We start from the raw sequence: 13,132 nt of genomic DNA, 5'->3' as shown, positions 1-13,132 counted from the left end.
AAATTAAGTGCTTACTAACAACAGCATGCTGAGAGAGACTTCACTTATTAGTAAATAAAAAAGCCCTACTAAATAGCAGGGCTTTATTCTTTGTAACTAAATTAGATAATGCTTAGAACGACTGCTCTAAACGTAAGTACAATGAACGACCTGTTTGATCATATAGAGACCAGTTAGAGTCTCGGTAATCACGGAAGCCATCGTAGAAGCTAGGTGCAGCTTTATCAAATAAGTTATTTACACCTAAAGCAATTTTGGTATTTGTAGGTGCAACATAGCTTACTTGAACGTTATGTTTGAAATAGCTAGGAATATCAGCATAGTAATCTACGCCGTACTCTTCATTACCTGAATCTTGAGTACCAACATAGAACATAGTCCACGTAGCTGAGAAGTCTTCATAAGCGTAGTTAACCGCTAAATCTGATTTCCATTCTGGATAATCTTGTAAGCCAGCGTAATCAAATGCATCAGATTCTGAATCAGCTACTTCTTCAAATGATAAAACTCGAGATACATTTAATGTGCTCGTAAAGTTACCAAAGTCAGTATCAAAACGGTATCTAGCTGTAAAGTCTATACCGTCAGTAGATAGCGAGCTCTTGTTCACGTAACCAGTGTACATGTAATCAATTTTACCTGTATCAGCACTACGCTCAATTGCATTTGGAGTAGAGTTTAAACCACCTTGTTCAATTTCAAGGCGAAGAAGTTCTGAATTATCTACACTATCAATTTTATCATCGTAATTGATTGAGTAATATGTTAATTCAAGCGAAAGGTTTTCAACTGCATCCCAAACGAAACCTACCGTTGTAGAATCACCTGTTTCAGCTTGAAGTTCAGTATTACCACCAAACCACGTTGCAACTTGCTCACCTGCATCAGCACAATAACCATCAGTTTCTTGTCCTGGGTTAGCAGAACACCAAGCTGTATCACGAACAGTTGGGAAGCTTAATGCGTAAGATTGGAACATCTCACCCATGTTTGGAGCACGGAATGACTCACCCCAAGAACCACGAAGTAATAAAGTATCTGTTGGACGCCAAGTTAAACCAACTTTTGGTACAAATTTGTCAAACGTAGTACTTTTTTTACCAAGATTTGTTGTACCACTTTGCTCATACTTTTCGTATCGACCAGCAACTGTCAAATCAACATCATGTGGGAAAGAAGCTTGTACTTCAAAGTAAGCAGCTGTACGGTCACGATCTGCATAAACATAAACATCATCACCACCTGAACCACCAGAAATAAATCCATTCGCTGATTCTGGATCACTGATTTGGGTAAAATCAATTTGCTCAAATTCACCACCAACAACACCGGCAACTATAAATTCACCGTCATCTAGTAATGTCGTTGAAATTAGACCATCGATTTGTTTACTTTCGTAACGACCTTCATAAGTACCTGTATGATTTGCTTCTTGATAAAGCTCACCCATACTTGTGCTCCAGTCATCGTAACTCATGCCTGATACGTTAAATACATCGTACTCACCAGTATCAATTGCCGCTTGGAAGGCAACGTCATTAACTAGGTTTTTACCAAATGAGTTAGTTTTTGAAACACTGTTTTGGAAGTTTACTTCCCAATCAAGACCATTACCAAGATCGGTAAAACCTTCAAGGCCAACTAAAATATCTGTTGTTGTAACTTCAGTTGTTGTATCACGGTTACCAATTGGCACAGCTCGAGTAAAAATGCGTACATCTTCATCTGATGGGCTATATTGGTTATCTGCACTCATGTAAATAGGCGTAGTAGATACTGGTGTACCAGCATAACGTGCATCTGTTTCATTGAAGCTAGCCATCGCACGACCAATGAAACGAATATTGTCTGTTAGTTCATAAGTGAAGTTAGACAAAAATGAGTTTTTGTTTGTATCAGGGTAAAACTTAGTTACTTCACCGTAGCTATATGTACAACGGCCATTACCATCAGCATCAATAGTATTTACAGTATTAGGTTCTGCATCACATAGATCTGAATTTGCATGGTAGCCTGTGCTATCTAAATAGTTAGATACTGGGCTGTACGAGCTGTATGCACCGTAAGTTTCATCATCTAGTGCCCATATATCTCTATCGTAAATAGCATCGCTTTCAGAGTGTTCGAAAGTGAAAACAATATTACCTTTTTCAGCAGTAAAACCTGACGATACAGAGAAAGTACTGCTATCACCGCCGTCAACACTTGGTTGATTAAATTCATATTTAAGATTTAAACCGTCGAAATCTTTTTTAGTGATGATGTTAATTACACCAGCAACCGCTGCAGAACCATATACTGCAGAAGCACCATCACGTAAGATTTCGATACGCTCAACGATAGCCATTGGAATTAGAGAAGTATCTGCAGATGCACCAGAAGAAGTACTTGTTCCAGGCATACGACGGCCATCTAATAGTACTAGAGTCGCATCAGAACCTAAACCACGTAAGTTAATGCTTGAAGTTGCAGAAGAACCTGCGCCGTAGCCAGAAACACCAGTCCAAGAACCGAATGAGTTTGAAGATAAGTTGTTAAGTACATCTCCTACAGATGGCTCACCTGACAAGTTAATATCTGCTGCAGTAATAACTGTTACTGGAGAGCTATTTTCAAGATCAACCTGTTTAATACGAGAACCAGTTACTTGAATACGTTCTACTTTATCTGCGCTTTCTTCAGCTGCGAATGAACTAGCCGAAAATGCAGCTGTTGATACTGCACCGAAAGCAATCGCTAAGCGAACTGCCTTTGAAACTTTATTATTTAACATATGATTCTCCCTAGAATACTATTTCTAATTATTTTATTTATTTCAAAATGTTCTGCAATTAATCGCAGTAACTATTTCGATTTGAATAGTAGTCCTAACTCAACCAAAAGGTCAACACTTGGCTAACCAAATAAACATCTTTATTTACAACATGTTGCGTTAACAAAATTAGGAATTATTGCCATTTCTGCATTAAACTATAATTTTTAAAATCGGGATAATTAACGGGTAGTGCTCAAAAACGAAATAAAACACCAACAGTCATAGATAGGTAAATGTTAATAACGTGCCAGATAAAGTAGTATCAATCTGCTCAATTAGGTCGTCTATTTTGAAAACTTTAACGCAGCTAGCGCGTATTTAACTGCTCAGATTGATTAAATACGATTGCGGTATGGTATGGTATAAGTTACATTCAACTTAATTTACCAAATAAAGAAGTAGATATTGGTTGATTACAATGTCACGATACCAAAGTTGGTATCGTTCAATGCATTGCCTTAAAAGATGTATAGAAGTGGGGAAAATAAACCATTACTTATTTATTGTTACTTTCCAAGAAAATAACGCCTTATCTACATAAAACCTCTCAGTTTTAATACCCTTACTTTTGATTTGAGTAGCTTGTATTTTATTTTTTATCTCTTGTTCTTCAAATGCAACTGATAGCTGATCTTCTAGTCTATCAATTTGTTTATTGACTGCATTTTTTAACTCAATCAGAGCAATTTCACTCTCCTTCGTTAAGCTAATCATTAGTTTAGAAATTTGTGACATTATGTCCATAAACCAGACTTGCTCCCCGTCATTATGTACCTCAAGAGACTGTATTTTTTGTATAATTTGTTTATTACGTTTATTAAAAGATAAATCTTCTCCACTAAGTTTTAAACTGATAATCGTAGCTAAGTCATCAAATATTTTCTCAGTTAAAAACCAACTTAAAATCTTTTTACCTCCTCGACAGTCATTAGTAATAACTGAATCAGGGTGATGCATCATTAAAATGATTTCCCCATTATCCTTTAGTACTCGCATTGCCTCTGGTAAAGATTCGCTCCACTTTGAATACTCAAAACCAAATTGACTAACAAGTAAATCAAATGAATTACTTGGATACGGCAGCAACTCTAGTGGAGTATTAAATTTAAATTCAACTTTATTTATTGCTTCATTTATTTCATCGGCACTACTAATAATTTTAGCTTTTTTAATATTTGCTAAATCACATCCGCTGACTTTTCCCTTAATATTATTGCGAGTTAAAATGCTTTGTATCCACAATGCTAAAGCACCTTTCCCTGTCCCTAAGTCAAGATAGCTCTTATTTTCTTTTTTATCTTTGACTACACTTTCCCAAAATATTAATACCTCTTCAGGGTATCCTAATGGACTGTTTGAATCACCAAAACTAGATAAAGCCTTAGTTATGTCCCAGTAATGATCCCAATGCATTTATTTTCTCCAAAAAAAAGAGTGACTTAAGAGTCACTCTTTAATATCACTAAACTTCTATCTTAAAAAGATTGTTTAAAGTTTAAGTACATTGTACGTCCAAAACCTGAGTACAAGTTAAAGTTGTAGTCACGACCATCATATGCAAAAAGTGGTGGCTCTTTACCGAATGCATTTTGTGCACCGAAGCTAACTTTACCGTTCCAAGGGGTGCTGTATGCAACTTGTAAATCATGCGTTACCCATGAAGGGATATGACCTTCACATTCACCGTCTGCTGTAATATCTTCACATTGGCTGTCAATCAGGCTTAGATTCCAAGTAAAATCAAAATCAGAGAATGAGTAGACATTTGATAGGCTAACACGCATTTGTGGAACACCTGGATCATCAACAAAGTTACGACCGCCGTCAGTGCTGTAATCAACAATGTGCGAAACATTAAGGTTAGTTCTTAAAGAACCCATGTCACCAAATTCAAACATTGAATTAGCTTTGAAATCGATACCAGATGTTTCTAAGCTACCATCATTACCAAAACCGCGCACGACTTGGGTCACAGCACCATTTGGTGAGCGAGATACTGTAAATGCTTCAGGAACTGAATCACCTCGTAGTCGAGCATCAATAATAGATTGCGAGCTAAATGCACGGATTCTGTTTGTGATTTCAATGTTGTAATAATCTACTTCAAACGAAATCGCGTCAGTTAATTGATAAACCGCACCTAGTGAATACTGATCTGATTGCTCAGATTGAAGGCCTGGATTAGCAATAACTAATGCATTAATTTGTGAAGAACAATCTGCAGCTTCACCAATTGCTAAACATGTAGCTTCATCAGAAACTGAGTCAGCTGATTCAGCTGGTTGCTGAGTTAAATCAGGTAACGACGGAGCACGGAAACCTTTACCCCATGACGCACGAAGTACTAAATCATCAATTGGGTTATAGCGAGCTGATACTTTAGGTGAGAAGTCTGAGCCGTAATCAGAATAATCATCGTAACGACCAGCAAAGTTAAGTTCAAACTCTTCAGAAACAGGAACTAATGCTTCAAAGAATAAGCCACGTACAGAGCGATCACCGCCAGCACTACTACCAGAAGAGCCACCTACTTGACCAGCTTCAGAAAGTGAATCATATTTATCAGCGTAATCTTCTGAGCGATATTCAAAACCTACGAAAGCTTGAATTGCACCCGCGTCTGTTTCCATAATATCGAATGCAGCATTAGCATAGAACTCTTCTTGGTTAAATTTACCTACACGAGAAGTAGTTACTGTCATTGCACTTTTAACTTCATCTGAAGCACCAAATGGGTCGTTAAGCATGTAAGTACCGTCATCAATATATTGACGTGCAGTACTCCTTAGTATGTAACCACTACCAATATTGTTACTTTCATTTAATGTTTTACGAACACCCGCTTCAACAGACACGTTACCAATCATACCTGTCGTACCAAAGCTAATATCTTTAAGCTCTGATGAAAGGTTATTATCACGATTGCCTAGTGCAGCAAAACGATGCCAATAATCTAGACCTTGTTGCTCTAAACCTAGAGATGCGTCATATATCGGGCTGTTTGGATTAGTTGGGTTATTAGGGCTATCTTCACTAATATAAACAGTTGAAGATGCTGCATCATATGCTGTTGTATCTAGACCTGGTGCGTAGCGACCAAACGACTTAGTTTGGGCAATATTAATGTTTGTAAAGATGCTCCAATCTTCGTTCACTTCATAAGTGGCTTTAACAAAAGCAGAGCGGTTTTTAATAGAAGCTTCATCAGCAGAAACAGCTGCGAAGTTAAAACCACAACGAGCACCTATACGGTAAAAGTTTTCATTGCCTACACCTTCACATGTTGATTCTGGAGAAAAGAAGTCAAAATTACTAGCTCTGTTTCCTTCGTCATCTGTTGTGAATGTAGTGAAATTGTTAGAGTAAACTGAACCACCTGGGCTGTACCAAGGGAAGTCACGAGCGTAAACAATGTCACGACCGCTCCAAGATGCACCTGCAAGTACTGAAGCATTATCAGAAGATGCACCGAAAAGTACTGAACCGTTTTCACGATCCCCGCCTTCATGCTCAATGCGTCCAGAACCTAATGTTACCTCTGCACCATTAAAATCTTTACGTAAAATAACATTAATTACACCACCAATTGCGTCTGAACCATAAAGTGCTGATGCACCATCTGTTAATATTTCAACACGTTCAACAGCAGCCATTGGAATGAAGTTTAGATCTTGGCTTGAACCGGTAAGCGTAGACTTAGGTAAACGGCGACCATCAACTAATACTAAAGAGCGGTCAGAGCCTAGACCACGTAAACTAACAGTTGTAGCGCCTTGAGCAGAGCTACCTGATTGAGGGCGGAACGAACCCAGACTGTTAAATGTCGTATTACGAAGCAAATCAGCTACTGAAGTTTCGCCACTAAGCTCAATTGCTGCACGGTCGATAACAGTAACAGGTAAGTCACCAGCCATATCAACACGTTTAATACGTGAACCAGTAACTTCAATTCGTTCTACTTTTTCTACGCTATCTTCTTCTGCAGCAAACGAGTTTGCCGAAAATGCAGCAGTAGATACTGCACCAAATGCAATCGCTAAGCGAACTGCCTTTGAAACTTTATTATTTAACATTTGATTCTCCCTGGTGTTATAGCTTTATAGCCATAACTATTATTTAATTATTTTTAATTGTCACATTGATTTAACAGTGACTGAAACAAATAATAAACAAAAAAAACTTAAAAGCCAACCTTTGTTAAGTAAATATTAACCAAACAAAGATTTATTAGCTATGTTTTTAATTTCAAAGGGAGGGTTGTACAATTAAAGAGCTAAAAGCTAGTCGTGGTAAGCGAAATACCTTAATTAAAGCAGAAATTAAAATAGTTTTAATTGATTTAAGTTATATTTCTTTACATCTGAATATATTACAGGCTCCACCATTTTAATTAACGGTACAATCTGCTTCTCTATATAAATGGCATAGTCATAGCTATGAAAGCCTTGATACAGCTCAACTCCAGCAGTTGTGTAAACAAATGTAACAAATTCACCTCTATTGACCGTAAATTCGCTATTTTTTTTCTGGTGTTTTTTAACTGCTTGAACATGAGGGGGGATATTTTTCTTATAATCGATTAAGTTTTGACCTAATCTCTTTTTGAAAATGAGTAAATGATCAAAATCGCCTTGGTATAACTTTGTTGTATAGTCTTTAACAAGGTCATTTATGCTCAAGTTTCCATTAAAAAGACTAGTAAATAGTTCGAACTGGAACTGTTGAGCAAGTTTAGTCCAATCACTTCTTACTGTTTCTAATCCTTTAAATACTAATTTTGACTCGTTTGGTTTAATTAATTTACCGACATAGCGCTTTTTAGAGCCAACTAGCTTCCCCCTTATGGTTGGCAAAAAGAATGGGCTATAAAGAGATTCAAATTCTATTTCTAAATGACTTGTTAAGTTGTGCGTTTGTTTAATCTCGTTAACCCAATCTGTAGTTATCTTTTTAGCTAAAAACACGCCAATCTCATTACACTCGTCGTGAGTTAAATCATCGTCCAGCTTAATAAATGTAGAATCGGTATCACCATAAATAACGCTATAGCCAAGCTCTTCTATCCATTTTTTAGTTTGTAGCATTATTTCGTGCCCTCTTAATGTAATAGAGCTAGATAACCTGGGATCGTAGAACCTGCATCCTTTTGAGCCTAAAACACCATATAAGCTATTCATTATTATTTTAATTGCTTGAGAAAGCATTTGATCTTGATTGTCTTTGGCGAGCTGTCTTTGTGAGGCTAAGCTTTTAATTAATAAAGGTAAGTGATGTTTATCGCGCGAGAATAGGGCTTCATTAAAACCCTGCACACTCTGGTTCGGATTTTTTAAACCTTCTATCAGTCCGAGTGGATCAATATAGAAAGTTTGCATAATACTGGGATACAAGCTTTTAAAGTCTAAAACAATGACATTTTTATAAAGCCCAGGAATAGACTCCATTACATAACCGCCAGGACTTTCGAATGTAAGCCCATGATCGCCCATATTAGGAGCAACATAACCGCTGCGATGCAGCATTGGTAAATACATATTGATAAAAGCAGCGACAGAGCCGCCCTTTTTTTCAAGCTCTAATCCTGTGAGCTTTGTTCTTATAATAGAAAAATCGAGTAGCTTTAATTTATCAAAAATTTTATTTACCAAAATACAGTCTTGTCGATTATATTTTGCTAAAGAAAGCTTATCTTCATTAAATTGCCTAATAATTTCCTGCAGACTATTAGCCGTGTCGATTAATTTGGACTCACCCAACACTTGATTTGAAACATTAGCTAAAGAAAAACTCTCAAAGCTATATGTAGCATTTTTTAAAGTGTCTATCCCATCAACCACACATCGCCCAGGAATCGATACTCGAGTAAAGTGTCCTTTGCGAACATATAAAGGTTGATCTCCCCTACCCAGTAATAACTTAATGCCTAGTGCTTCAGCTCTTTCATGAATAACCGAAAAATCGAACTCAATTACATTCCACCCAATTATGGCATCAGGATCGCTAAGCTTAATAAAATGCTCTACCCCCCTTAACAGCTCAGCCTCATCTACACACCAAATAATATCAAACTCAAGGTTTTCAGTTTCCCTATCTGGCTCGCCAATCATTAAAACACAGTCTAGATTGCAGCCCACAAGTCCAACAGAAAACAAAACGCCACTTTCGTTACATTCAATGTCTAAAGAGAGCTTATTAAGGGTTGGGGAATACTCGTCATTTGCTTTTAATTTTGCCTCTGTTACTAATGTATAACCATTTTGATAAAAAACATTACCCGTTATCCAAGCTCCTCCTTTTATAAAGCGCTCCATTAAATAACGCTCTATTGGTCGAATATCTTCTTCAAATAATACAACTCCACGTTGCTTTAAAGCTTTAGCAGCAGAATAAAAATGTTTTAGTGAGTTGAAATAACAAGCCGACATTTCTTCTTGCTGAAAGTTTTTTAGTCCAAGACTTTTAACATTAAAGGTAAGTGATTCAGCGGCTAATATTTCATTCACTATTTCAGCATCTTTGCTCTTAATAAAAAATAGCGCATTCTCGTTAGCTGATACTGTTTTTATAGGCCCTTTGTCACTGCAAAACCATGCTTCGTAGCATATGCCGCTTGCAGTATCATACGCATGAGAAGAAACAATAAAACCGTCTGTTAAGTACACTATTACTAAACCTTATACATATATATGTAAGTTTTTACTTAATTCAAAATGCTTTAAAGCCATACATCCAACCTAAATAAACACTCAGATACTTTATTTGCTAAATTAATCTCATCACTTCTTGTAGTTACACTCTTATAACTCTAAAATCCATAGCACTGTAATTATATACATACTTTAGGTAAATCATCCCATGCTTTCTGACTCACTAAAAAAAACAATTAGGCAAGTACACCAGCATGTGGCTAGTAACCTAAAAGATTATCGCCCTCGTAGCAGTCAAAATTATCTTGTAGCCGAAATAGCAAAAACACTTGCTGGCGAATACCATAAAAAGCAGCGCATTTGCGTAATTGAAGCAGGCACTGGTACCGGTAAGTCTCTTGCCTATTGTTTAGGCGCGTTGCCTCTTGCCTTAGCACAAAAAAAGAAGCTAGTTATTTCTACCGCAACCGTTGCACTGCAAGAACAATTAATAGCAAAAGAGCTCCCATTTTTTAAAAAGCATTCAGGCCTCGACTTTAAATTTGATTTGGTAAAAGGTCGCCATCGTTATATTTGCGCTCACAAATTACATAATGCTGTAAACGGCGATAGCCAAACACAAATGGACTTTATGCCAACACTTACTTCACCATTGAGCGCAATGGAAACCAAGTGTTTGAATGAGCTATATAACGCCTATGTGAATAAAAAATGGCAAGGCGATAGAGACAGCTGGGCCGATACTGTACCCGATAGAGTGTGGAACTTAATAGCGTGCGATAAACACTCATGCCAGCGCCAAATGAAAGCCCATCAAACGTGTCCGTTTCAGCTTGCTCGTAATCAATTGATGCAAATGGACGTACTGGTAATTAATCACTCATTACTACTTGCTGATTTAGATTTAGGCGGCGGTAAAATTTTACCAGAGCCCGACAATACCATTTATGTAATTGATGAAGCGCACCATTTAGCACATATAACACGCGACTTTTCATCAGCTGCTGCCACAATTAAAGGCACAATAGAATGGCTTGATAAGCTCACTAAGTTTAGCGGGAAAATGGCGAAGGTTTTAGTAGGGCAAAGAGCCATTGGGCAAAACTTTAAACTTTGCGACAGTATTAACGACGCAAATAAAGACTTAAAAGTAGTTCGCGATATTCTTGATAATGCCGACTTTGAATACTCAAAAGACGATACTTATCGCTTTGAGCACGGTGAAATTCCAGAATCGCTGCACAGTAAAGCAAAAGACATAAGCGAAGCCACACAAGATGCGCTGCGCTGTTTAAACAAAATGCACGACACCCTTACCCAAGATGTAAGCGACGGCGATATAAAACCTTACGTTGCCGACCCATTACTAGGCGAAAGCGGTCAATACATAAACCGCTTAGAGCAACTAAACAAACTATGGTTTAGTTACGCAAAAAAAGGCGAAGGTGCTCCCCATGCACGGTGGATAAAACGTCTTGAATATAAAAGCCATCACGATCACTTATTAAGCGACTGCCCTATCGAGGTCGGTTATTACTTAAAAGATAAATTGTGGCGAGAATGCGCGGGCGCTGTTTTGTGCTCTGCTACATTAAGTGCACTGGGCTCGTTTGATCACTTTGCTTACGAAACAGGGCTTGCTAAAGAAGAAGGCGTTAAATTTATTAAAGTACCTTCTCCTTTTGATTACCCAAAACAAGCCACTTTACGTATTCCGGTATCTAAAGTAGAACCTACCGATAAAGACTTTAGTGATCACCTAGCTAAAACTTTACCAGAGTACCTAAATGATAAAAAAGCGAACCTTGTACTATTCGCTTCTTACTGGCAAATGGACCACGTAACAAAGTTTCTTAGAACAAAAGGTTTTAACTTATTAGTACAAGGTGAGATGTCGCGAGAAGCGTTGCTTAAATTACACACTAAAAATGTAGACGAAGGCAAAGGCAGTATTTTATTTGGAACCCAGAGCCTTTCGGAAGGTCTTGATTTACCTGGTAAATATTTAGAGAACTTAATAATTACTAAAATTCCGTTTGCTGTACCTACTTCGCCGATAGAAGAAGCGCAAGCAGAATTTGTACAAAGCAAAGGTGGTAACCCGTTTTTAACGATTACCGTGCCAGACGCCGCAAAGAAATTGGTACAAAGCTGTGGTAGACTGCTGCGAAAAGAGAGTGATGAAGGCTGTATTACTATTCTCGATAGGCGCTTAGTTACTAAGCGATACGGTAAAGCCATGCTCGACACCCTACCACCTTTTAAAAGACAAATAGATTATTAATGTTTGAACTCGCACTCGATCCAACAACCTGGGCTGTTTTATGTGCTGTTGCACTTGCCGCAGGTTTTATAGACGCTATCGCCGGTGGCGGTGGCATGTTAACTGTACCCGCTTTATTAACTGCTGGCTTACCTCCACATTTAACATTAGGCACCAACAAACTAGCTGCTAGTTTTGGCTCGTTAACGGCAAGCTATACATACTATAAAAAGAACTTATTTAGTCCTAAGTTTTGGGCAGCCTCTATTATTGCTACCGCAATAGGTGCATTGATAGGTACTGTTATTGTTGATCATTTAAGTATCGATTTTTTAAACAAACTACTCCCGATTATTATTATTTTAGTTGCTGGCTATAGCTTATTTGGTAATTTAAGTACTACCGAAGGCGATGAACTTCCTAAACTAAACAAAGCGATGAAAATAAAACAATGGCTACAAGGTTTAGCATTAGGCTTTTTTGATGGTTTAGCAGGCCCAGGTACGGGTACATTTTGGACTGCTTCTAATGGCATGCTTTACAAAATGAACCTGCTACTCAACTGTGGTTTAGCGCGTTCAATGAACTTTGTGTCTAACTTTATATCTTTAATTACCTTTGTTGCACTCGGCCATGTAAACTTTTTACTTGGCATAACAATGGGCTTTTTTATTATGCTAGGCGCATGGTTTGGGGCGCATTCAGCAATACGCTTTGGTAGCAAATTTATTCGCCCAGTATTTAATACTATGGTTATACTTTTAGCATTAAAACTAATTTACGAGGCTTACTTTTAATATGCATTCAATGGCTTTAGATAAACTACGTCAACAAGTTGCAACGCTAAAACAACAAGCTGAGCAATTTGATAAAGCTAAACTTTTTTCTAAAAATCGTTACATGCAAGCACAACCTAGCTTGTTTGACCGCGCAGTTTTTAGTACCAAAAGCATGAACCTAGTCGATTACGTGATAGAAATAGAAGATGAAGTTTCAAGGTTACCGCCAAGCGAGCATCGCCATGCTTATACCTACGCGCTTGAACGTATTGCAGCTCAAATACAAGCTGTATTCAATGTTATTAAATCTACCCCTATTTGGGTTAAAGAAAACAAAAGCCATTATAAACCACGCCCTAAGCAAACCGTTTATAAGCAAGCTGTGCAAAAAATAATGCAATCATCCCATGAGCTTTACGACGAGTTAAAACAAAACCATGAGTTTGAACGCCGTTTAGTGCTCATGATTGAAGAGCGAAAAATGCAAATGGATAAAGCCTCGCCTGCTAAAGCACAAAAGCTTAACCTTGAAATATTAAGCACACACGCTCGATTAGGCCGCTGCAGAAAAGCAATTTCTGCCACCGAAGATAAAATTCAACAAGTAGAAAAACAGCAGCTGCGTTAA

General features: G+C 37.6%; 7 protein-coding genes. 3 read left to right on the top strand and 4 right to left on the bottom strand.

All coding sequences use genetic code 11. The annotated features are described in order from the left end of the window. Positions 1 to 112: 112 nt before the first annotated feature. From FFU37_RS04185 to FFU37_RS04170, 4 genes are all read right to left on the bottom strand, one after another. On the bottom strand, positions 113 to 2,773 hold the full coding sequence (locus FFU37_RS04185; RefSeq protein ID WP_138488790.1) for a TonB-dependent receptor: 2,661 nt from the start codon (positions 2,771 to 2,773) through the stop codon (positions 113 to 115). 534 nt (positions 2,774 to 3,307) lie between these two features. After that, positions 3,308 to 4,228, bottom strand: coding sequence for a class I SAM-dependent methyltransferase (locus FFU37_RS04180; RefSeq protein ID WP_138488789.1), 921 nt, complete (start codon positions 4,226 to 4,228; stop codon positions 3,308 to 3,310). A 62-nt stretch (positions 4,229 to 4,290) separates the two neighbouring features. Continuing rightward, the gene (locus FFU37_RS04175) at positions 4,291 to 6,888 is read right to left on the bottom strand and encodes a TonB-dependent receptor (RefSeq protein WP_138488788.1); all 2,598 of its coding nucleotides are present in this window, start codon (positions 6,886 to 6,888) and stop codon (positions 4,291 to 4,293) included. A 246-nt stretch (positions 6,889 to 7,134) separates the two neighbouring features. Then, on the bottom strand, positions 7,135 to 9,477 hold the full coding sequence (locus FFU37_RS04170) for a DNA polymerase II (protein ID WP_138488787.1): 2,343 nt from the start codon (positions 9,475 to 9,477) through the stop codon (positions 7,135 to 7,137). 193 nt (positions 9,478 to 9,670) lie between these two features. On the opposite strand from FFU37_RS04170, the gene dinG reads away from it, so the two are divergent. The 3 genes from dinG to FFU37_RS04155 are packed head-to-tail and all read left to right on the top strand — an operon-like array spanning position 9,671 to position 13,132. Further along, on the top strand, positions 9,671 to 11,746 hold the full coding sequence (gene dinG, locus FFU37_RS04165; RefSeq protein ID WP_138488786.1) for an ATP-dependent DNA helicase DinG: 2,076 nt from the start codon (positions 9,671 to 9,673) through the stop codon (positions 11,744 to 11,746). Beyond that, on the top strand, positions 11,746 to 12,522 hold the full coding sequence (locus tag FFU37_RS04160; protein WP_002958254.1) for a sulfite exporter TauE/SafE family protein: 777 nt from the start codon (positions 11,746 to 11,748) through the stop codon (positions 12,520 to 12,522). Before dinG ends, FFU37_RS04160 begins: the two co-directional genes overlap by 1 nt. A gap of 1 nt (position 12,523) precedes the next feature. After that, entirely contained in the window at positions 12,524 to 13,132 is a 609-nt protein-coding gene (locus tag FFU37_RS04155; protein WP_002958255.1) for a primosomal replication protein, read from the top strand.

This window comes from Pseudoalteromonas distincta (assembly GCF_005877035.1).
Classification (GTDB): domain Bacteria; phylum Pseudomonadota; class Gammaproteobacteria; order Enterobacterales; family Alteromonadaceae; genus Pseudoalteromonas; species Pseudoalteromonas distincta.
The sequence above is the reverse complement of the archived record's forward strand: the minus strand, read 5'-3'. Positions and strand labels throughout refer to the sequence as shown.